Here is a 19,117-nt window from a genome sequence, read left to right as displayed (position 1 = left end):
TTCACGCTGTCAATGAAAGTCCTACTTGAGTTTTATTTCCTTGTATTTGACGTGTTTGCGCGCTACTGGATCAAACTTTAGAATTTCTAATTTCTCCGGCGTGGTGCGTTTATTCTTGGTAGTGGTATAGAAATGACCGGTTCCAGCCGAAGATTCGAGTTTTATTTTTTCCCGCATGATGGTGTCCTTAGATGCCGAAGCCGGAATAGCGCTTCATGATGTTTTAAATGCTGTCGCCGCGAGCACGCATATCGGCCAGCACCGCGTCAATACCGTTCTTGTCTATTGTCCGCAGTGCCACGTTCGATAAGCGTAGACTGATCCAGCGGTTCTCGCTTTCCACCCAGAAGCGGCGGCGCTGCAAATTAGGCAGAAAGCGCCGCTTGGTTTTATTGTTAGCGTGGGAAACATGATGGCCGGTCATTGGTTTTTTGCCGGTTACTTCACATACTCGTGCCATGATGAGCCACTCCAGAATTCGAAAAACGGCTATTATATCCCGATTCCCCAGGTTTTCTCAAATCAAATCAAATCAATCCTCGCTCGGCAAACGACATGGCTGTTCCGCCGCCAATGATAAAATGATCCAGGACCTTTACATCCACCAACGCAAGCGCTTGCTTGAGAGATTGAGTCAGGATTTCATCGGCCTGACTCGGTTCTGCCACGCCCGAAGGATGATTGTGGGCAAAGATAATGGCGGCGGCGTTATGGTGTAGCGCACGCTTGACCACTTCTCGCGGGTATACGCTGGTCTGGGTGAGGGTGCCATTGAACAGCTCCTCGGTTGCGATAGCGCGGTTCTGGGGATCAAGGAAAATGCCGACGAAGATTTCATGCTTCTTACCTTCAAGACTGAGGCGCAAGTAATCACGTACCGATTTTGGCGAACTCATGGTATCGCCAGTTTTTAGTTTTTCTTCCAGCGCGCGTCGTGCCATTTCCAATACGGCCTGTAGTTGGGTGTATTTGGCGGGCCCCATTCCAGGTACCCGGCAAAAAATATCCAGATTCGCCGCGAATAGGCCTGTCAAGCCGTCAAAATGCTTGAGCAATTCGCGCGCCAGATCTACTGCGCTTTTACCCTTTACCCCGGTTCGCAAGAATATAGCCAGAAGTTCGGCATCAGAAAGATTCGCCACTCCGTGTTTAAGGAGCTTTTCGCGTGGACGCTCGGATTCGGGCCAGTCTGGAATTGCCATGATATAGAGTAGGTAACGGCAGAAATAAGGTAAACAAAGCGAAATACTGGAAAAAACGATCTTCTAGAAGAGGGTGCTTTCCCTTTAATGAAGCGCCGTTTTTAGGTTAAACTCCTGTTTCTCCATCGAAACGATTCCATTCCGCGTGATTATGACCGATGCCTCCTTACCTAATATCAGGCGCCTGCTGCTGGGGCTGACCGGCGGAGTGGCCGCATACAAGGCAGCGGAACTCGCGCGCCTCCTGATACACGATGGTATGGATGTGCAAGCGGTGATGACCGAATCAGCTTGTCATTTCGTTGGCACCGCGACGCTACAGGCATTAACCGGCAAGCCGGTATTCAAGGATCTCTGGGAAACCGGCGTTGCCAGCAGCATGGCTCATATTGATCTTTCACGCAACGTTGATGCCATACTTGTCGCTCCTGCCAGCGCTGATTTTATTGCCAAACTTGCCTATGGATTTGCCGACGATCTGCTCTCGACACTGTGCCTTGCGCGCGACTGTGCCTTGCTGATCGCCCCTGCCATGAATCGGCAAATGTGGGAAAACCCCGCGACCCAGCGTAATCTCGTTACGCTAAAGCAGGATGGCGTGAGGATACTCGGTCCCGTCAGTGGCGTCCAGGCCTGCGGCGAGATCGGCATGGGCCGCATGCTGGAAGCACATGAACTTACTGAAATGGTGCAGGCTTTTTTTCAACCCAAGCTGCTGCAAGGCAAACGTGTGCTTGTTACCGCTGGGCCCACATACGAGGCCATTGACGCGGTTAGGGGCATTACGAACTTGAGTTCGGGGAAAATGGGTTACGCGGTGGCCCGTGCGGCGCTCGAAGCGGGAGCGGAAGTCACGCTCATCTCCGGTCCTGTTTGCCTGGAACCCCCCAGGGCAGCCAAGCTCGTCAATGTGGTGAGTGCACGGGATATGCTGGCAGCCGTGAAAAAAGAGATTTCGCGGATCGATATTTTTATGAGTGTTGCAGCGGTGGCGGATTACCGTGCCATCAGTACGAATAAACAGAAAACAAAAAAAACTAATGACAAAGTCATGTTGGAATTCATACCTAACCCTGATATCCTGGAACATGTCGCGACCCTGCCTCGCCCCCCTTTTTGCGTGGGTTTTGCCGCAGAGACTGAAAATCTGGAAAAAAATGCCGAAGCCAAGCGGCGCAAGAAGAAGCTGCCGCTGCTCGCCGCTAATCTGGCGCAGGATGCCATCGGTTCCGACGAAAATACGCTGACTCTATTCGATGACGAGGGCAAAAATTATCTGCCGAGAGCGCTGAAAATTGAGCAAGCGAGACGGTTGATTAAACATATTGCATTGTTGTACGAAAAACAAGCTGAAAAATAGATCCGGGCATGCTGACATGATAAAAGTTGATATCAAGATTCTCGATCCGCGTTTGAAAAATCAGTTGCCGGCTTACGCGACGCCCGGCTCCGCCGGTCTGGATTTGCGGGCTTGCATTGATCATGTAATGACCATTGAACCTGGGGAGGCTAAGCTCATTCCCACTGGCATCGCGGTCCATCTTGCCGATCCCGGGCTTGCCGCGATGGTGCTTCCGCGCTCCGGGCTGGGCCATAAGCATGGCATTGTCTTGGGGAATCTGGTCGGTCTCATTGATTCGGATTACCAGGGGCAGATATTCGTGTCTTGCTGGAATCGCGGACATAGCCCTTTTCCGTTGAATCCGCTGGAGCGCATTGCCCAACTCGTGGTGGTGCCGGTGGTACAGGTGGATTTCAACGTGGTCGATGACTTTGAGCAGAGTCACCGGGGCGCGAATGGTTTCGGCAGTACCGGCAAACATTGAAACAAGGGGTCATCGCTCGCTTTTCTTAACATTCCTTTATCGGCTGCGCGCCATGGTCCCTCGGCATTTCTTGTGCTACTTCACCTTCATCTTCCTGGGCAAATTTTCTACAGTTGTCCAATTCGGGTTGATACGCGTTCTTGCAATTTTTTTTGCCTTTCTTTTGCCGGCGCCAGCGAGTGCCCAAATGCCGGTAAGCCAACTCGAGATCTCAGGTCATGCTGTTTTCGCGGAAGTCGCGCACACCCATGATGCCCGTTCGCAGGGATTGATGTTTCGACGGTCAATGGGTGAGAACAACGGAATGCTATTCGTGTTTTCCTTTACCGGCCGGCACAGTATGTGGATGATGAATACCGATATTCCGCTGAGTGTCGCCTTTCTGGATGAGAAAGGAGTGATTCTCAATATTGCCGATATGCTACCCCACACCAGAACGGCGCATAGTTCCGCCGGTGCGGCAAAATATGCGCTGGAAATGAATCGTGGCTGGTTCAAGACAAGAAATATTACAGCGGGCAAACGGGTTATGGGGCTTGAAAAGGTACCGGCGGCGGAGTGAGGGCACTCATCTTTACCGCATTCCCGGCAGCATTCCCTTCATTCCTCGCAGCATTTTTGCCATCCCGCCTTTATTCATCATTTTCATCATCTTCTGCGTTTGTTCGAATTGCGCCAGCAGGCGGTTCACTTCCTGTACCGTGACACCCGCTCCCGTGGCGATGCGGCGCTTGCGTGACGCCTTCAGGATTTCCGGTTTGACGCGCTCTTGTGGCGTCATGGCATTAATGATGCCCTCGGTGCGTCCCATGACCTTGTCGTCCATTTTTACCTTCTGAGCGGCTTGAGTCAATTGTGTGGGCAGTTTGTCCATCATGGCGCCCATGCCGCCCATATTTCTCATTTGTTGGAACTGCATCTTAAAATCGTTTAGATCGAAGCTTTTACCCGATTTTATCTTTTTGGCCAGATTCTCCGCCGCTTGTTGATCCACGCCGCGCTGGGCTTCCTCAATCAATCCCAGCACGTCCCCCATGCCGAGAATGCGCGAAGCCATGCGATCGGGATGAAATGCCTCCAACCCGGTCATTTTTTCAGCCACGCCGGCGAATTTTATCGGCTTGCCGGTAACCTGAAGCACGGACAGCGCGGCCCCGCCCCGAGCATCGCCATCGAGCTTGGTGAGGATGATCCCCGTCAAAGGCAGCGCCTCGGCAAATGCTTTTGCGGTATTGACCGCATCCTGCCCTTGCATTGCATCCACCACGAACAGGGTTTCAATGGGTTTCAGCAGCGTTTCCAGCGCACTGATTTCCGCCATCATTGCTTCGTCGATAGCCAAGCGTCCGGCGGTGTCAACAATCATGACATCGTGGAAGTGGCGGCGGGCGAAATCTAGGGCGGCGGCGGCGATTTCTTTTGGCTGTTGCCCTGCCTGGACCGGAAAGAAGGCTGCGCCGATTTGCTTTGCCAGCAGTTCCAGTTGTTGAATGGCAGCGGGCCGATAGATATCACAGGAAACCAGCAATACCTTTTTCTTTTTCTGCTCCATCAGCCATTTCGCGAGCTTGCCGCTGCTGGTCGTCTTGCCGGCACCCTGTAGTCCCGCCATAAGGATGACTGCCGGCGGTACAGCCGCCAGGTTGATATCGGTCTTCTCTCCTCCCATGATGGCGATCAGTTCCTGGTGCACCACACCCACCAGCGCTTGCCCCGGGGAAAGGCTGCTCATCACTTCTTTGCCGACCGCTTTTTCCTTGACGCGCGCAATAAACTCTTTCACTACCGGCAAAGCCACGTCCGCTTCAAGTAGCGCCATGCGTACTTCACGCAACGCGTCCTGTATATTGGCTTCAGTCAACCTTGCTTCGCCCCGCAGGGTTTTGATAACGACGGAAAGACGGCTGGTAAGATTGTCAAACATGCTAAATGCCCCTCAAGAAAAATTGGTGTAGACTAGCCAGAATTCCGCATTAGTCCGTAATATCAATGTCCGTTATTCTAGCCTATCTTGTTGCTTGTCTGCTTTATGGTCTGATCGGTTGGCATTTCTGGCGCACCAGATGGAATGCTCCTGCACGTTCGGGCGGCGACAGTATGGTGGCGGGATGGGAACGTTATGCCATTCTCGCGCCGCTGCTGCTGCACGGCTATACACTTTATCAGTCTGTATTTGCTGGCGCCGGATTGAATTTTGGCGTGGGTAGCGCGGTTTCGTCCATCGTGTGGCTCACTGCCACGATTTACTGGCTTTCCGGTTTCTTCTATCGTCTGGAAGGGTTGCAGACCCTGGTGGCGCCAGTGGCGGCGGTGGCGGTGCTGCTACCCCTGGCGTTTCCATCGTTGCGTCCTCTGGCCAATACGGAATTACCCGCTTTCAAGGCGCACATTTCCATTGCCATGCTGGCATACAGCCTGCTTACTATTGCCGCGCTCCATGCATTGCTGATGGCGGTGGTGGAGAGACGTCTGCATCATCCATCCATGCCTTCGGTACTGACCAATCTCCCTCCGCTTCTTACGATGGAGAAATTGTTGTTCCGCGTCATCTGGGTGGGATTCATATTGCTCACGCTGACACTCATCAGTGGTATCGTTTTCTCGGAAGAAGTATTCGGTCAGCCGCTCAAATTCACTCACAAGACTCTGTTTGGTATCATTTCCTGGGGTGTTTTCGCTGCGTTGCTGACAGGTAGGCAGCTCTATGGCTGGCGCGGGCGCATCGCCATCCGCTGGACACTGGCTGGATTTGTTATTCTATTGTTGGCCTATCTCGGCAGTAAATTTGTCCTGGAAGTGATACTGCAGCGCTAGCAGCCCGTCGGGCTTGAACAATCGAAGCGGAAAGTGGCCGGGCGGAACCGGGTTTTGGTGATTTTGAGGTCAATAGTTATCCTATCGACCGAAAAAGTGGCGAAATATGGACCGGCCGGGCGCTCTTGCAGGTGATTTTCTCTAAGTCCGCTAGGCCGCTAGTATGCTGCGTGCCGAGCAGCCGGTTTAGATGAATCTACAAATCATCAAAAATTCCAGACAGTCGAATTTTTGACAGGTGCTCTCCAATTCTGAATTTTTTCTATTTGCATAGAGGCGTTTCTTTTGGAAGATATGCCGTTGTATGTGCTGCTGGTGGCACTGATTGTTTTGTTGATCCTATCTGCGTTTTTTTCCCTTTCTGAAACCAGCATGATGGCCATCAACCGTTACCGGTTGAAGCATCTCGTAAAAGAGGGGCATCGCGGTGCTCGCCTGACTTCCCGCCTGCTGCTGAATACCGACAGGCTTCTGGGTGTGATTCTGCTTGGTAATAATTTGCTGAATGCCGCCGCCGCAACGTTGGTGGCGGTGATTATTTCCAGCTTCTTCGGCCAGAATGATCTCGCTTTGCTCATTGGTACGGTATGCGTGACCTTCGCTATTCTGGTATTCAGCGAAATTACGCCCAAGGTGATCGCCGCTGCTTACCCGGAGCGCATCGCGCTGGCATCGAGCTATGTGCTGACGCCGCTGCTGAAAGTTTTCTATCCCGTGGTATGGTTCGTCAATCTGTTCGTGCAGGCGCTGCTTACCATTTTGCGCCTGAAGCCCCGCGAGGATAGTGCCGCACAAAAACTCAACCTGGAAGAACTCAAAACTCTGGTGCTGGAAGCAGGACACTTCATCCGTAAAAAGCATCAGAGCATGCTGCTCAATCTGTTTGACCTTGAGACCGTCACCGTTGACGACGTCATGGTGCCGCGCGGTCAGATCGAAGCGATAGATCTGGATGCTGACGATGAAATCATTCACAATCAGTTGTTAACCTGTCATCACACCCGTCTGCCGGTATACCGGGGAACGCCGGACAACGTGACCGGTATAATCCATGTGCGCAAGGTATTGAACCAGATGAGAAACGGCGAGGTTACCGCCGCGATACTGGAGAAAATCATGCGCGAGCCATACTTTATTCCGTCCGGCACGCCTCTGTTCTCGCAACTGCAACTCTTCCAGGAAAACCATGAGCGGGTTGGCCTCATCGTGGATGAGTATGGCGAATGGATGGGGCTGGTGGCGCTGGAGGATATCGTCGAAGAAATTATCGGCGAATTTACCACGCACGCACCGACACAAGCGGGTATATTGGTAAAGCAGGAGGAAGACGGCAGTGTAATAGTGGAAGGCAGCAGCCTGCTACGTGATCTCAATCGCAAGCTTGGGTTGCGGTTGCCCCTCGGCGGCCCTAAAACCCTTAATGGCCTTATTCTGGAATACTTTCAGGATATTCCTGAAGCGGGTACCAGTCTGAAAATCGCGGATTATCCAATGGAAGTCGTCCAGACTCAGGATCGGGTGGTGAAGGTGGTCCGAATCTTTCCCAGTCTGGTGTCAGTCGCAGGAACCGGTGAGCCGGTAACGGATCATCAACCCTGATGCCGCAATCTTGATGTCATTTAGTTACCTGTTGCAACACTCTCCTTTTTTTTTCGTTTCGCTTTGCTCCATTGCAGGGCTGATGGTGGGCAGCTTTTTGAATGTCGTTATTTACCGGTTGCCGAAAATGATGGAACGGGAATGGCGGCAGCAGTGTGCCGGGCTGCGCGGGGAACCGGTCGAGGTGGTGCCGCCGTTCAATATCGTTTTTCCGCGTTCCATCTGTCCGCATTGCGGATATAAAATAACTGCCCTGGAGAATATTCCAGTAGCGAGTTACATATTTTTAAAAGGGCGCTGCTCGCAATGCCATGCATCCATTTCCGCGCGTTATCCCGTTGTTGAGGTTTTAACCGGCTTTATCAGCGGCTTTATTGCCTGGCATTTCGGGTATGGCCTTACCGCTTTTGCCGCATTGGCTTTTGTCTGGGCAATGATAGCGCTGGCATTTATCGACATGGATACGCAACTGCTTCCCGATGACATTACGCTACCCTTGCTGTGGGGAGGATTACTGGTCAATCTGGGCAATGGTTTTACCGACATCCATTCCGCGATCATTGGTACCGTTGCCGGCTATCTTGCACTGTGGTCGGTATACTGGTGCTACAAACTCATCACCGGCAGGGAAGGCATGGGGTACGGGGATTTCAAATTACTTGCCGTGATCGGAGCGTGGCTGGGGTGGCAAATGCTGCCGCTGGTAATCCTGTTTTCTTCCCTGACGGGAGCCATAGTGGGTGTCGGACTGATAATCATCGCAAAGCATGGGCACCACGTTCCCATTCCATTCGGGCCGTATTTGGTTGGCGGCGGCCTCGTTGCCTTGTTTTGGGGAAATCAGATCAACAGCGCCTATTTTGGCTTATTTTAGCCTAAATCCATAGTAGCGGACTCACCCAGCAGGTGAGAATCAAATGGCGCAAGAATTCTTTACAAATCATGGTTCCAGGATGATATTCAGGTTCAATTCATGTCTTTGATAATCGGGTTAACCGGCGGAATCGGGAGTGGGAAAAGCACTGTAGCGAAATTCTTTGCCGGGCTTGGCGCCGATGTGGTTGACACCGATTCAATCGCGCATGAACTCACCCAGCCACAGGGCGCCGCCATTCCTGCGATCCGGAAAATTTTTACCGGAAAATTCATTACCGCGGAAGGCGCGCTGAATCGGAAAGAAATGCGGGCCCTGGTATTCTCCGACGATGGCCTGCGGCGAAAGCTGGAAGCGATTCTCCATCCTCTTATCCGTATTGAAGTGGCTCGCCGTGCCGCATCTTTCTCCGCTCCCTATGGAATAATCGTTGTGCCGCTCCTGTTCGAAACAGGTGGTTACCGTGAAATGATCGGGCGTGTCCTGGTAGTGGATTGCGACGAACAAGTTCAGATCGCTCGTGCCATGGCTCGCACGGGACTGGATGAACAGACTGCACGCGCCATTATGGCCACCCAGCTTTCACGCCGGGAACGATTACGGAGAGCGGATGATGTGATTGCCAATGATGCGGATATGCCGCATCTACGGCAACAGGTGGATGTGCTGCACAAAAAGTATCTCACTTTGGTGAACAAAGACTGATTTCGCCGCGATTACTTCACTTTCATTGCAATGCAATTTTAATGCCAATTCTGATTGTAAAATTCTGTTTCATAGGGCAATATCACGTATCCGGTCCCACCCCAGTCCCGTCCCTTGGCTCACTATCGTGATTTGCTACGAACATCCGCTTAATGAACGTATTCGTACCTTGCTGCGGCTCGAGGATTTGTTTGACAGGATGGCTTTCTTTTCGGCCAGGGATGAAGCTGTTGAGCATCACTCTGCGCTTGTTACCTTGTTTGAAATACTTGACGTAACGAGCCGCGCCGATATGAAGTCGGAATTATTGCAGGAACTGGAACGGCAAAAACAGGCATTGGAAACCCTGCGCAAAAGCCCCGATATTTCAGAGGATGCGTTGAATGAAGTGTTAAGTAACATCCAGGCAGCATCTCACAGCATGCTCAATATGACGGGAAAAATCGGGGAGCACATGCGTGAGGACGAATGGCTGATGGGTATCAAGCAGCGGATGGGAATACCTGGCGGAGCATGTGAATTCGATCTGCCGTCTTATCACTACTGGCTGCATCTGGATCCCGCGCTGCGCCGCAATAATCTTAACGAGTGGCTTGCGCCATTGCTGCCGCTGGAAGAGGGCATCGGCATTGTTTTGAACTTACTGCGGCGTAGCGGCAAGACTTTTTCGCATACTGCCCACCGTGGGGTTTTTCAGCAAATGGGATCCGGACGGGTGGCGCACATGCTGTGTCTCAAGGTGGATGAGAGTCTGCCGTGTGTTCCTGAGATCAGTGCCAACAAGTATGCAATTAGCATTCGATTCGTCATCTTCGGTTCGAGGCAAAAAACCAGGATATACGAGGAGGATGTAAAGTTTGAGCTGACTTTCTGTAATTTATAATCCGGCCGGTAATCATGGCAACGATCCTTGCGAGGTGCGAGGCGTTGTTTCTTTACCGAATTTGATGAATTGATTCCGCGCTGTTTGACGATGCAATGCCAAGTTTTTTTGCGCTGATTCCCGCAGCGGGCTTCGGCTCGCGCATGGGAGATGAGCTCCCCAAACAGTATTTGCCGCTTGCAGGCAAGCCGATGATTTATCATACCCTGAGAACCCTGTGCGGTTCATCACGGATCACCCGTGTGTTCGTCGTGCTTGCGCCAGGCGATGAGGGATGGTTGCGGCATGACTGGTCGGACTTCTCCGGCAAGCTGGTTGTACTTGAATGTGGCGGCGGCACGCGCGCCGAAAGCGTGCTCAATGGCTTGAAAGCGGCACGGGGAGTCTCGTCCATCGGCGATGACGACTGGGTGTTGGTGCATGACGCCGCGCGGCCCTGTCTAGCTGAGGCGCAACTCGACAAGTTGCTGGATGAACTGGCTGATGATGAGGTGGGGGGGTTGCTTGCGGTTCCGGTGGCGGATACGTTAAAACGCAGTGACACCAATAACCGGGTTGCGCATACTGAATCCAGGGAAAATCTATGGCAGGCACAAACGCCGCAGATGTTCCGTTATACGTTGCTTGTGGAAGCCCTGAGCATGGCTGGTGGCGTGACCATGACCGATGATGCCGGAGCGATTGAAGCATTGGGTTTGCACCCCAGGCTGGTCTTGAGCGATACGCGCAATCTGAAAGTGACCTATCCCCAGGACCTTGCTTTGGCGGAGTTGATACTGAGAAACCCCTGAGCAGCATGGATACGGCGCTGTGGTCCGTATCGGCACCCAGCTTCAGCGGGTATGCGGGCCTGATCCATAACCCGCTCCAGACCAGCCGTGGCGTGCTTTGAATGTGACGGGGTGTTACGCCGCAATGTCCATGTTGTTTGTCCCGACCAATAAGAGATGAAAGAGAGGGGAGAGTGAGTACGGTTAGAATCGGGCAAGGTTTTGATGTGCACCAGTTGGCAGAAGGCCGCAAACTTATCATCGGCGGCGTGACCATCCCCCATGAAAAAGGTTTACTTGGACATTCCGACGCGGACGTTCTACTGCACGCGATCTGCGATGCGTTGCTGGGTGCGGCGGCGCTGGGTGATATTGGCAGGCACTTTTCGGATACCGATCCGCGGTACAAGAACATCGATAGCCGCGTGTTATTGCAAAATGTTTCACGCTTGCTGGCTGAGCATCATTACAAAGTGATGAATATAGATGCCACGATCATCGCTCAGGCACCGAAAATGTCGCCGCATATTCCCGCCATGGTGACTCACATCGCACAGGATCTTCGCATGCGCACGGGGGATGTCAACGTCAAGGCAAAAACCGCCGAGCGCCTGGGGCCTGTTGGCAGGGGCGAGGGGATAGAAGCAGAGGCGGTATGCCTGATCACCCGAATGGACGATGCGGATAACTGAAAGAAATCCGGATATCAGGGAAGAAACGCTCCGGGTTTTCTTCGCGATATGGCCGGGTGACGTGGCGCGGGTGCAACTGTCGGGGTTGGCAGAACAGTTACGCGGGAAGTCGTTCTGCAGCGGACGGAAAACCAAGACGGAAAATATTCACCTCACACTGGTGTTCGTGGGGGAAGTGGGTGCGAGCAAACTGGACGCGCTATATCGGGTAGCGGACGAAATCAAGGATTCCGGTATGAGTGCATTTGATTTTGTCGTGGAAAAAATTCGCTACTGGAAGCGAAATCGCATCGTTTACGCGACAACGGGCGGGATTCCTCCGGAACTTACAGGTCTGGTGAGCACCTTAGAGTGTGCGTTATCCACCGCCGGATTCGTATTGGAGCAGCGCACTTACAAACCCCATATAACGTTGATGAGGGATGCTTTGTGCCAAACCCTGCCTGAGTTGGCGGAGCCAATAGCCTGGCAGGTGCGTGAATGGATGCTGGTCAAATCAGAACAAACCAGCGGCGGGTCGGTTTATACGCCAATTGGCCGCTGGCCTTTAGGAATCTGAATAGGCTCTCGCGGGAACCGTCGCTTATGGTTGCTGCAACGCGCTCCACAGAGGACCTATTCAAAGACTCCATATCCCTCGGCATTAGAGATAAATGCAGCTTTCCAGATGCCGGGTCAGATTTTTTTCGCTGGCTCTGGTGTAGTCCTTTTCAAAAGTGTCGCTTACCAGGGTACGCACGTGGCTTCCCAAGCTCCCGTTGACGAGCCCCATGAACGGAGCTGATATCACCAGGATCAGACGCTGGTAGCTATTGGTGGTACGCCCTTGCTCCAGTTCCCTGGCTAACTGAAGGGCAAAGTTCTGGGCCTGGTTTTGTTTTGGATCAGTGGCGGGTACGTATGAGCCACGGCCATTACCGTGACTTTTATTGTGTCCAGGGCGGTCTGACACCAGATCCTGCCCTTTTTCCCTGCTGGCGTCATGCTTGAATTCTTTGAGTTTCTGCAGTCCCTTTTTGGGTCCGCAGTTTGCGTAGAGACAGGCTGCGCTTGCGTTTGCAACAAGTATCCAGGTGATGCTCATGACTCCTCCCTGAGATGATGTTAAAGTAACATTGCCATAATAATGGACAATATATTCTCGACATAAGTTTCCGCCGGAAAGGGTGTTGCTCGTGTCCATTATAATCCTCCTTACTTAGTCGATCAGCCATCTTGAAAATTATCGCCCTTGATACTTCCACCGAGTATTGTTCGATTGCGGTATTGGTGGACTGCGAAATACTCAGTCACGAAGTTCTCGCGAAACAGCGGCATTCCGAGTTGATCTTGCCGATGCTGCGGCAAATGCTGGGTGAAGCCGGGTTGACACTGGCCCAATTGGATGGCATTGCCTTTGGCGCGGGTCCAGGCTCTTTCACGGGTTTGCGCATCGCCTGCGGAGTTGCACAGGGACTGGCCCTTGGCGCCGATCTGCCGGTGGCAGGCATATGTACACTGGAAGCATTGGCGGAAGCGGCGGGGGGTAATAACGTGATTGCCGCGCTCGACGCCCGCATGAATGAGGTTTATCACGCCGCTTATACAAAAATGGTCAATGGGTGGCGGCCGGTAAGCGAGCCAATGCTATGTTTGCCACAACAAGCTCCATTAGTACGCGGTAGCGGCTGGATGGGTTGCGGAAGCGGGTTTTCCATGTATGGTGAAGTGTTGCGCACCCGCTACGATGGATGTATCAATCACACTATCGGTGATCTGCGGCCGCATGCACGCCACATGGTTCGGCTGGCTGAGCCGGTATTTGCGAAGGGTCTGGGTATTGACCCCGCTGATGCTGCACCACTTTATGTCCGTAACAAGGTGGCCCTGAAGGAAAAGGAACGATGAGCGCTCAATTGCAGGAAATGCCCCAGATCAGGCGAATGTTTATGACAGATCTGGATGCGGTCGTGGCAATTGAGCGGGAAGTTTTTCTCTTTCCCTGGACGCGCGGCAATTTCAGCGATTCGATCGATTCCGGCTATCATTGCCTGGTGCTGGAGCAGCATGGGCATATTTTTGGTTACGGTGTAATGATAATTGGACCCGAAGAAGCACATTTACTTACGCTTGGCATCGCTGCCGGATCGCAACGGAAGGGCTGGGGCGAGAGATTGCTGCGGCATTTTATTAGCATTGCCAAGGAGCAGCTCGCGCGCTCGATGTTTCTGGATGTACGAGAGTCCAATCATGTGGCCGCCCGGCTGTATGAACGGATAGGGTTCAGGCAGATCGGCAAACGCAGGGATTACTATCCCGCGATGGGGGGGCGAGAGGACTCCTTAGTCATGGAATTGATATTATGACCGCGGCCGGCCCTTCCAGGCGAGCCAGACGCAACGAAATACTCAAGGAGTTAGGCTTGACCCCATTGTGGCATGTCAGGGCTTCCGGTGAAGATTCTGCTGCTCAGGTCGACTCCAGCGAGCACGTCGTCAGCCACCCTGCCGGCGCGGCGGAAGAGCGGCGTTCGAAAATCCTGCGAATGGGCTGGGATGAGCTTAAAACAAGCGTAGAAGGTTGCGTTGCGTGTCCGCTATGCCAGTCTCGCTCCCGCACCGTATTTGGCGTGGGCGACAAAAATGCCGATTGGCTATGCGTAGGCGAGGGGCCGGGAGCTGAGGAGGATGCCAAGGGAGAGCCCTTCGTCGGACCGTCGGGAAAACTACTGGATAATATGCTGGCAGCAATCAATCTGAGACGCGGCCGGGATGTTTATATCACCAATATTGTGAAATGCCGCCCACCGGGCAATAGAAATCCCAGTCCCGATGAGGCGGGGCAGTGCTCACCTTATCTTGAGCGGCAAATTCAGTTGATCAAGCCCAAACTCATCATTGCGCTGGGAAAAGTCGCTACGCAGAACCTGTTGCATACTGATGCCGCGATTGCCAGCCTGCGCGGAAGGCTGCATGACCATTCCGGTATCCCTGTCATTGTTACCTATCATCCAGCCTATCTCCTTCGCACGCTTGTGGACAAGGCAAAGGTCTGGGAGGATTTGTGTTTTGCTAGAAGCATCATGCAAGGCTTGGGACCTTCCGGGTAAGCCCAACGTGAGCGCATTGCTGACTTTTATGTGCCACCGGGGCATACGCCGTCGCGCCAACAGAGGCTTATGCCGAGTTCCCTTGCAATCTGCTATTTAACCCCCATTTATAATTAATCGATCTCGGAAAAGCCCTATGGATCTTGTTGCTGGAGAAACTCGCTGGAACTTGATCGGAGGTTTCTCAAATCAAATTCTTTCAGGAAGAATGCCATGCATAATTTGCTGTTGTCGCTGACGTTGCTCCTTACCCTTACTTTAAGTGGCTGTGGCTATAATACCCTGCAGTCCACCGATGAACAGATCAAGGCCGGCTGGTCGGAAGTCCTGAATCAGTATCAGCGGCGCGCTGATCTTGTTCCCAACCTTGTAAACGTGGTGAAGGGTTTTGCCGCACAGGAAAAAGACGTGCTGCTGGGTGTGACGAATGCCCGCTCCAAAGTGGGCAGCATCCAGGCCACACCCGAGCTGATCAACAATCCGGAAGCCTTCGCCAGATTTCAAAGCGCCCAGGGAGAATTGTCGAGTGCCCTGTCGCGTTTACTGGTGGTGGCGGAGAACTATCCTCAACTTAAATCGGATGCCAATTTTCGTGAATTACAGGCCCAGCTGGAGGGTACCGAAAACCGCATCACGGTGGCCCGCAATCGTTACATCAAGGCCGTCCAGGAATACAACGTGGTGGTGCGCTCATTTCCCAGCAATCTGACCGCGATGGTATTCGGGTTCCAGGTGAAGCCTGGCTTCACCGTGGAGAACGAGAAAGAAATTTCCTCCGCTCCCAAGGTGGATTTCAGCACACCATCGTCAGCGAAATAATAGAAAACTGCGCCTCAATGGTTCGCTATCAGAACTTGGCGGTTGACCACCCATGATCCATAAGGGATTTAAGGACTTAGGATTATGATTCAAACTTGGGGAAAGGCCCTCGCTTTAGTACTGCTTCTTTCCGCTTCCTTATCAGCGGCGGAAGTGGCGGTTCCGCCGCTCAAGTCCCGTATTACCGATCTGACCGGAACACTCACCGCGAATCAGACCGCGCAGCTGGAGCAGAAACTAGTTGCATTCGAGGCAAAAAAAGGCAGCCAGATAGCGGTGTTGGTCATTCCTACCACGCATCCCGAAACGGTCGAACAGTATTCGATTCGAGTTGCGGAGAACTGGAGACTGGGGCGCAAAGGCGTCGATGACGGCATCCTGCTGGTCATTGCGAAGCATGACAGAGCGTTGCGGATCGAGGTGGGCTATGGATTGGAGGGTGTGCTGCCGGATGCCATGGCGAAGCGTATCATCGAAGAAATAATTGTTCCCAGACTCCGGCAGGGAGATTTCGCGGGCGGTATCAATGTAGGAATCGAAAAAATAATGGGGGTAATCGAAGGAGAATCACTGCCTCCTCCGCAACCCAAGCGGGGCAATGGTGCTCCGGCAGGGATGGATATTATTTTGGACAATGTTTTTCTCATTTTTATTGTACTTATCGTAGCCGGCAGAATACTTCAATCCATGTTTGGGCGTTTCATTGGCGCCGCCGTAATGAGTGTAGCGGGGGGCTTCATGGGTTGGATCGTTTTTTCTTCGATAATTGCTGCCTTGATTATCGCTTTCCTCGCGTTCTTTATGAGCCTATTTGGTAACGGGGGTGGGGGAATTGCCAGAGGAGGGCGGGGTGGCTGGCCTCCCGGCGGGTTTGGTGGGATGGGCGGCAGGAGCGGCGGAGGTGGATTTGGTGGCGGAGGCGGCTTTGGGGGAGGGGGGGGTGGTTTTGGTGGTGGTGGCGCATCAGGGAGATGGTAAATGAATTTTGCGCGCATACTGCGGCATTTCCTTACGGGTCGTGCGGTGGTGCGACGCCTGTTTCCCCCCACGTCCCTGATAGCTATCGAACAAGCCATTAAGCAGTCGGAAATCAGCCATATGGGCGAGGTCTGCTTTGCGGTGGAGGCAGCATTGGATACTTTGCCTCTGCTTAGAGATCAGCCGGCGCGAGAGAGAGCGGTGGAGGTGTTTTCCCGGCTTCGTGTGTGGGACACTGAGTATAATAACGGCGTGCTGGTTTACCTGCTGCTTGCGGACCGTGACGTTGAAATCATTGCGGATCGGGGAATTAACGTCAAAGTCAGCGCTGAGGAGTGGGAAAGAATCTGCCGCGAAATGGAAATGGCTTTTCGTCAGGGCCATTTTGAATCAGGGGTGGTCGCTGGAATCAGCGCTGTAGGTAGTCATCTGCAGAAGCATTTCCGGGCAGAAGAAGAACCCGTAGAGAGCAAGAATGAGCTGCCCGATACACCCATTATTTTGTAGCACAATCCGGATTAATGGCCCTTATGCACCCCGATCAGATGGAGGGAGTCCTCAATGCTCTGGTTGTGCAGATGCCACTGGCGGATCAGCGCCATGATCACTGCCACAAACAGGCCAAACAGAATGATGACGGTGTAAACATGCACGTCGAAACTTACCAGTACCGCATATACCGCCAGCATGGTGAGAATACTCAGGTTCTCGTTGAAATTCTGTACCGCGATGGAGTGGCCTGCGCCCATCAGGATGTGCCCGCGGTGTTGCAGCAGGGCGTTCATTGGCACCACAAAAAATCCGGCCAGCCCGCCTATCAGCATGAGAAGTACGATCGCTATCCACAGGTCGCGCGCCAGAATCATGGCCATCACTACGATACCCATGGCAATGCCAAGCGGGATAACTTTCACGGACTGCCGCAGCGATACGAGCCGTGCCGCGACAACCGCACCTATCGCAATTCCGACGGCGACCACACCCTGCAACTGTGCGGCTTTGTTTAACGGATAGCCGAGTGCCGCATCGGCCCATTTCAATACAATAAATTGAAGCGTTGCACCAGCACCCCAGAACAGCGTGGTGACGGCGAGTGAAATTTGCCCGAGCTTATCCGTCCATAGCAGCTTCATACAGTGGGCAAACTCGTGCACCAGGAATACGGGATTCTTCTTGAGAATACGGTGATCAACTCCGGTATTGGGAATGTATAGGTTGAAAATGGCGGCGGTACTATAGAAAACGGCAATAAGGAGAATGCCCGCTTCCGGTATGGTATCCACGCCAGTGTTGATGAAAGGGAAGTCGAACTCCAGAAATATGGAGGAGATGGCGGGTGTTATCAGCAGCCCGCCCAATACCGTGCCCAGCACAATGGAAGCTACGGTGAGTCCCTCGATCCAGCCATTGGCGATGACCAGTTTTTCTGGAGGAAGCAGTTCGGTAAGTATTCCGTATTTGGCGGGGGAATAGGCGGCAGCTCCAAGCCCGACGACCGCATAGGCGGCGAGGGCGAAATACTGGTGCGAAGCCAGGAAAAGCAGGCTGCAGCCAGCAATCTTGATCGAATTGCTAATGAACATAACCCGCCCCTTGGCCATGGAATCGGCAAATGCGCCGACGAAAGGGGCTAGAATTACATAGAATAAAACGAATACAAACTTGAGCATCGGGGTGAGATATGCGGGCGCATGCAGTTCTATCAGAAGTGCAATGGCAATGACCAGCAGCGCATTATCAGCCAGCGAAGAGAAAAACTGCGCTGCCATAATGGTATAAAATCCACGTTTCACCCTACTCTCTCCCCAAAAACCTTCTCATCGTCAGGCGTGAGATTATACAATGGTCATCCAGGCTTATTCTGGCGAAAAGGTTTATATCATGAAATCATTTAAGCCACCAATGGAAGCCGCTGTTTTCAGGATCAACTATTCCGATCCGGATTTTAGAATGATCAAAACTTCCCCGCATCCTGAACGCTGATGTCACGTCCCATCCAGGCGCTGATTGATCTGTCTGCGCTCGAACATAATCTATCCGTAGTTCGCCATTATGCTCCCCGCTCGCGGGTCATGGCGGTGGTCAAGGCGGATGCGTACGGTCATGGGCTGCTGCGTGCGGCGGATGCGCTGAAGCGAGCGGAGGGTTTTGCCATGCTCGAAATTGACGCTGCCGTTCGCTTGCGGGAAGCTGGTTATCGCCAGACCATTTTACTGCTGGAAGGTTTTTTTTCCATGGCGGAATTGGCATGGATCGAGCAGTACCATTTAAGCACCGTAGTCCATCATCACGAGCAACTGGCGATGTTATCAGCGTACAGAGCGCACGGCAGGCTGGATGTATTTCTGAAGCTTAATACCGGCATGAACCGCCTGGGTTTCACGCCCGAGCAATTTCATGCTGCGCTGGAAACATTGAAAGTCAATTCCTTTGTCGGTCAGATTACGCTCATGACCCATTTGGCCCGCGCCGATGAGTCCGCTGGAAACGAAAGCGTTGCCGCGCAGTTGCAATGCTTCAATGCTGTTGCCGAAGCGCGGAATCTGCCGCGCTCGCTGGCCAACTCCGCCGCTATCCTGCGCTGTCCCGACACGCACGCGGACTGGGTGCGGCCCGGTATCATGCTTTATGGGGCCTCGCCCTTCGCTGACAGAACCGCTAAAGAACTGGATTTGCATCCGGCAATGACCATATCGAGTAAAATTATCGCGGTTCAACAGCTCAAGTCAGGAGACGGAGTGGGATATGGCCATATGTTTCGTGCTGACCGGCCAATGCGTATCGGTATTGTGGCGGGCGGCTATGCCGACGGTTACCCCCCATATCGATAAAATTTACCGCGTTCAACAGCTAAGTCAGGAGACGGA

Annotated in this window: 24 protein-coding genes; 18 read left to right on the top strand and 6 right to left on the bottom strand. The window is 53.0% G+C overall.

Annotation, left to right across the window (positions count from 1 at the left end):
* Positions 1 to 21: 21 nt before the first annotated feature.
* From rpmG to radC, 3 genes are all read right to left on the bottom strand, one after another.
* Positions 22 to 177 carry a 50S ribosomal protein L33 gene (gene rpmG / locus EBAPG3_RS13690; RefSeq protein WP_004176237.1) on the bottom strand — a complete coding sequence of 52 codons (156 nt, stop codon included), beginning with the start codon at positions 175 to 177 and terminating at the stop codon, positions 22 to 24.
* A 46-nt stretch (positions 178 to 223) separates the two neighbouring features.
* Complete coding sequence (rpmB, locus tag EBAPG3_RS13685) at positions 224 to 460, bottom strand: 50S ribosomal protein L28 (RefSeq protein ID WP_004176238.1); 237 nt, start codon at positions 458 to 460, stop codon at positions 224 to 226.
* 67 nt (positions 461 to 527) lie between these two features.
* Positions 528 to 1,202: a RadC family protein gene (radC, locus tag EBAPG3_RS13680; RefSeq protein ID WP_004176240.1), complete on the bottom strand. Its 675-nt coding sequence runs from the start codon at positions 1,200 to 1,202 to the stop codon at positions 528 to 530.
* 151 nt (positions 1,203 to 1,353) lie between these two features.
* Between radC and coaBC the strand changes: the two genes are divergently transcribed.
* The 3 genes from coaBC to EBAPG3_RS13665 all read left to right on the top strand — a co-directional run bounded on the left by coaBC (position 1,354) and on the right by EBAPG3_RS13665 (position 3,590).
* Positions 1,354 to 2,562, top strand: coding sequence for a bifunctional phosphopantothenoylcysteine decarboxylase/phosphopantothenate--cysteine ligase CoaBC (coaBC, locus tag EBAPG3_RS13675; RefSeq protein ID WP_004176241.1), 1,209 nt, complete (start codon positions 1,354 to 1,356; stop codon positions 2,560 to 2,562).
* 16 nt (positions 2,563 to 2,578) lie between these two features.
* Positions 2,579 to 3,028 (top strand): dUTP diphosphatase, encoded by a 450-nt coding sequence (dut, locus tag EBAPG3_RS13670; RefSeq protein ID WP_004176244.1) that lies wholly within the window; start codon positions 2,579 to 2,581, stop codon positions 3,026 to 3,028.
* A 187-nt stretch (positions 3,029 to 3,215) separates the two neighbouring features.
* Positions 3,216 to 3,590, top strand: a complete 375-nt coding sequence (locus EBAPG3_RS13665; RefSeq protein ID WP_004176253.1) for a DUF192 domain-containing protein — start codon at positions 3,216 to 3,218, stop codon at positions 3,588 to 3,590.
* Positions 3,591 to 3,602: 12 nt separating this feature from the next.
* Here EBAPG3_RS13665 and ffh read toward each other — a convergent pair whose 3' ends face one another.
* Positions 3,603 to 4,952 (bottom strand): signal recognition particle protein, encoded by a 1,350-nt coding sequence (gene ffh / locus EBAPG3_RS13660; protein WP_004176255.1) that lies wholly within the window; start codon positions 4,950 to 4,952, stop codon positions 3,603 to 3,605.
* Positions 4,953 to 5,017: 65 nt separating this feature from the next.
* On the opposite strand from ffh, the gene EBAPG3_RS13655 reads away from it, so the two are divergent.
* The 8 genes from EBAPG3_RS13655 to thpR all read left to right on the top strand — a co-directional run bounded on the left by EBAPG3_RS13655 (position 5,018) and on the right by thpR (position 11,924).
* The gene (locus EBAPG3_RS13655; RefSeq protein ID WP_004176257.1) at positions 5,018 to 5,842 is read left to right on the top strand and encodes a cytochrome C assembly family protein; all 825 of its coding nucleotides are present in this window, start codon (positions 5,018 to 5,020) and stop codon (positions 5,840 to 5,842) included.
* A gap of 294 nt (positions 5,843 to 6,136) precedes the next feature.
* On the top strand, positions 6,137 to 7,441 hold the full coding sequence (locus EBAPG3_RS13650; RefSeq protein ID WP_173844544.1) for an HlyC/CorC family transporter: 1,305 nt from the start codon (positions 6,137 to 6,139) through the stop codon (positions 7,439 to 7,441).
* Positions 7,442 to 7,454: 13 nt separating this feature from the next.
* Complete coding sequence (locus EBAPG3_RS13645; RefSeq protein ID WP_004176261.1) at positions 7,455 to 8,315, top strand: prepilin peptidase; 861 nt, start codon at positions 7,455 to 7,457, stop codon at positions 8,313 to 8,315.
* Positions 8,316 to 8,414: 99 nt separating this feature from the next.
* Positions 8,415 to 9,020, top strand: coding sequence for a dephospho-CoA kinase (coaE, locus tag EBAPG3_RS13640; RefSeq protein WP_004176263.1), 606 nt, complete (start codon positions 8,415 to 8,417; stop codon positions 9,018 to 9,020).
* Between the two features lie 127 nt (positions 9,021 to 9,147).
* On the top strand, positions 9,148 to 9,903 hold the full coding sequence (zapD, locus tag EBAPG3_RS13635) for a cell division protein ZapD (RefSeq protein ID WP_004176264.1): 756 nt from the start codon (positions 9,148 to 9,150) through the stop codon (positions 9,901 to 9,903).
* A 95-nt stretch (positions 9,904 to 9,998) separates the two neighbouring features.
* A complete protein-coding gene (gene ispD / locus EBAPG3_RS13630; RefSeq protein WP_004176265.1) occupies positions 9,999 to 10,694 on the top strand; it encodes a 2-C-methyl-D-erythritol 4-phosphate cytidylyltransferase in 696 nt (231 codons plus the stop codon).
* A gap of 173 nt (positions 10,695 to 10,867) precedes the next feature.
* Positions 10,868 to 11,365 (top strand): 2-C-methyl-D-erythritol 2,4-cyclodiphosphate synthase, encoded by a 498-nt coding sequence (gene ispF / locus EBAPG3_RS13625; RefSeq protein WP_040851770.1) that lies wholly within the window; start codon positions 10,868 to 10,870, stop codon positions 11,363 to 11,365.
* On the top strand, positions 11,352 to 11,924 hold the full coding sequence (gene thpR, locus EBAPG3_RS13620; protein ID WP_004176267.1) for an RNA 2',3'-cyclic phosphodiesterase: 573 nt from the start codon (positions 11,352 to 11,354) through the stop codon (positions 11,922 to 11,924). Before ispF ends, thpR begins: the two co-directional genes overlap by 14 nt.
* Positions 11,925 to 12,008: 84 nt before the next feature.
* Here thpR and EBAPG3_RS13615 read toward each other — a convergent pair whose 3' ends face one another.
* Entirely contained in the window at positions 12,009 to 12,449 is a 441-nt protein-coding gene (locus tag EBAPG3_RS13615; RefSeq protein WP_040851773.1) for a host attachment protein, read from the bottom strand.
* Between the two features lie 131 nt (positions 12,450 to 12,580).
* On the opposite strand from EBAPG3_RS13615, the gene tsaB reads away from it, so the two are divergent.
* The 6 genes from tsaB to EBAPG3_RS13585 all read left to right on the top strand — a co-directional run bounded on the left by tsaB (position 12,581) and on the right by EBAPG3_RS13585 (position 16,757).
* Entirely contained in the window at positions 12,581 to 13,252 is a 672-nt protein-coding gene (gene tsaB, locus EBAPG3_RS13610) for a tRNA (adenosine(37)-N6)-threonylcarbamoyltransferase complex dimerization subunit type 1 TsaB (RefSeq protein WP_004176270.1), read from the top strand.
* On the top strand, positions 13,249 to 13,710 hold the full coding sequence (gene rimI / locus EBAPG3_RS13605; RefSeq protein WP_004176272.1) for a ribosomal protein S18-alanine N-acetyltransferase: 462 nt from the start codon (positions 13,249 to 13,251) through the stop codon (positions 13,708 to 13,710). The genes tsaB and rimI overlap by 4 nt, the downstream gene beginning before the upstream one ends.
* Positions 13,707 to 14,453: a uracil-DNA glycosylase gene (locus tag EBAPG3_RS13600; protein WP_004176275.1), complete on the top strand. Its 747-nt coding sequence runs from the start codon at positions 13,707 to 13,709 to the stop codon at positions 14,451 to 14,453. The genes rimI and EBAPG3_RS13600 overlap by 4 nt, the downstream gene beginning before the upstream one ends.
* A 213-nt stretch (positions 14,454 to 14,666) precedes the next feature.
* Entirely contained in the window at positions 14,667 to 15,272 is a 606-nt protein-coding gene (locus EBAPG3_RS13595) for a LemA family protein (RefSeq protein ID WP_004176277.1), read from the top strand.
* Between the two features lie 84 nt (positions 15,273 to 15,356).
* The gene (locus EBAPG3_RS13590; protein WP_085922063.1) at positions 15,357 to 16,250 is read left to right on the top strand and encodes a TPM domain-containing protein; all 894 of its coding nucleotides are present in this window, start codon (positions 15,357 to 15,359) and stop codon (positions 16,248 to 16,250) included.
* The gene (locus EBAPG3_RS13585) at positions 16,251 to 16,757 is read left to right on the top strand and encodes a TPM domain-containing protein (protein ID WP_004176536.1); all 507 of its coding nucleotides are present in this window, start codon (positions 16,251 to 16,253) and stop codon (positions 16,755 to 16,757) included.
* 11 nt (positions 16,758 to 16,768) lie between these two features.
* On the opposite strand, the gene lplT is transcribed toward EBAPG3_RS13585, so the two are convergent.
* Complete coding sequence (gene lplT, locus EBAPG3_RS13580) at positions 16,769 to 18,043, bottom strand: lysophospholipid transporter LplT (RefSeq protein WP_004176534.1); 1,275 nt, start codon at positions 18,041 to 18,043, stop codon at positions 16,769 to 16,771.
* 189 nt (positions 18,044 to 18,232) lie between these two features.
* Here lplT and alr point away from each other — a divergent pair, with 189 nt between their 5' ends.
* Positions 18,233 to 19,081, top strand: coding sequence for an alanine racemase (alr, locus tag EBAPG3_RS13575; protein WP_085922062.1), 849 nt, complete (start codon positions 18,233 to 18,235; stop codon positions 19,079 to 19,081).
* The last annotated feature ends 36 nt before the right edge of the window (positions 19,082 to 19,117 follow it).

The sequence above is a fragment of the Nitrosospira lacus genome, from assembly GCF_000355765.4.
GTDB classification, from domain to species: domain Bacteria; phylum Pseudomonadota; class Gammaproteobacteria; order Burkholderiales; family Nitrosomonadaceae; genus Nitrosospira; species Nitrosospira lacus.
This window is presented reverse-complemented; position numbering and strand designations above follow the sequence as displayed.

Excerpts from the sequence above, each read along its gene's own strand:
- radC (WP_004176240.1), bottom strand. The coding sequence starts at position 1,202 with ATGGCAATTCCAGACTGGCCCGAATCCGAGCGTCCACGCGAAAAGCTC.
- rpmG (WP_004176237.1), bottom strand. The coding sequence starts at position 177 with ATGCGGGAAAAAATAAAACTCGAATCTTCGGCTGGAACCGGTCATTTC.
- EBAPG3_RS13600 (WP_004176275.1), top strand. The coding sequence starts at position 13,707 with ATGACCGCGGCCGGCCCTTCCAGGCGAGCCAGACGCAACGAAATACTC.
- EBAPG3_RS13665 (WP_004176253.1), top strand. The coding sequence starts at position 3,216 with ATGCCGGTAAGCCAACTCGAGATCTCAGGTCATGCTGTTTTCGCGGAA.
- rpmB (WP_004176238.1), bottom strand. The coding sequence starts at position 460 with ATGGCACGAGTATGTGAAGTAACCGGCAAAAAACCAATGACCGGCCAT.
- thpR (WP_004176267.1), top strand. The coding sequence starts at position 11,352 with ATGCGGATAACTGAAAGAAATCCGGATATCAGGGAAGAAACGCTCCGG.
- EBAPG3_RS13645 (WP_004176261.1), top strand. The coding sequence starts at position 7,455 with ATGTCATTTAGTTACCTGTTGCAACACTCTCCTTTTTTTTTCGTTTCG.
- EBAPG3_RS13595 (WP_004176277.1), top strand. The coding sequence starts at position 14,667 with ATGCATAATTTGCTGTTGTCGCTGACGTTGCTCCTTACCCTTACTTTA.
- rimI (WP_004176272.1), top strand. The coding sequence starts at position 13,249 with ATGAGCGCTCAATTGCAGGAAATGCCCCAGATCAGGCGAATGTTTATG.
- dut (WP_004176244.1), top strand. The coding sequence starts at position 2,579 with ATGATAAAAGTTGATATCAAGATTCTCGATCCGCGTTTGAAAAATCAG.
- EBAPG3_RS13590 (WP_085922063.1), top strand. The coding sequence starts at position 15,357 with ATGATTCAAACTTGGGGAAAGGCCCTCGCTTTAGTACTGCTTCTTTCC.
- EBAPG3_RS13615 (WP_040851773.1), bottom strand. The coding sequence starts at position 12,449 with ATGAGCATCACCTGGATACTTGTTGCAAACGCAAGCGCAGCCTGTCTC.
- EBAPG3_RS13655 (WP_004176257.1), top strand. The coding sequence starts at position 5,018 with ATGTCCGTTATTCTAGCCTATCTTGTTGCTTGTCTGCTTTATGGTCTG.
- coaE (WP_004176263.1), top strand. The coding sequence starts at position 8,415 with ATGTCTTTGATAATCGGGTTAACCGGCGGAATCGGGAGTGGGAAAAGC.
- EBAPG3_RS13650 (WP_173844544.1), top strand. The coding sequence starts at position 6,137 with ATGCCGTTGTATGTGCTGCTGGTGGCACTGATTGTTTTGTTGATCCTA.
- EBAPG3_RS13585 (WP_004176536.1), top strand. The coding sequence starts at position 16,251 with ATGAATTTTGCGCGCATACTGCGGCATTTCCTTACGGGTCGTGCGGTG.
- ffh (WP_004176255.1), bottom strand. The coding sequence starts at position 4,952 with ATGTTTGACAATCTTACCAGCCGTCTTTCCGTCGTTATCAAAACCCTG.
- alr (WP_085922062.1), top strand. The coding sequence starts at position 18,233 with ATGTCACGTCCCATCCAGGCGCTGATTGATCTGTCTGCGCTCGAACAT.
- ispD (WP_004176265.1), top strand. The coding sequence starts at position 9,999 with ATGCCAAGTTTTTTTGCGCTGATTCCCGCAGCGGGCTTCGGCTCGCGC.
- coaBC (WP_004176241.1), top strand. The coding sequence starts at position 1,354 with ATGACCGATGCCTCCTTACCTAATATCAGGCGCCTGCTGCTGGGGCTG.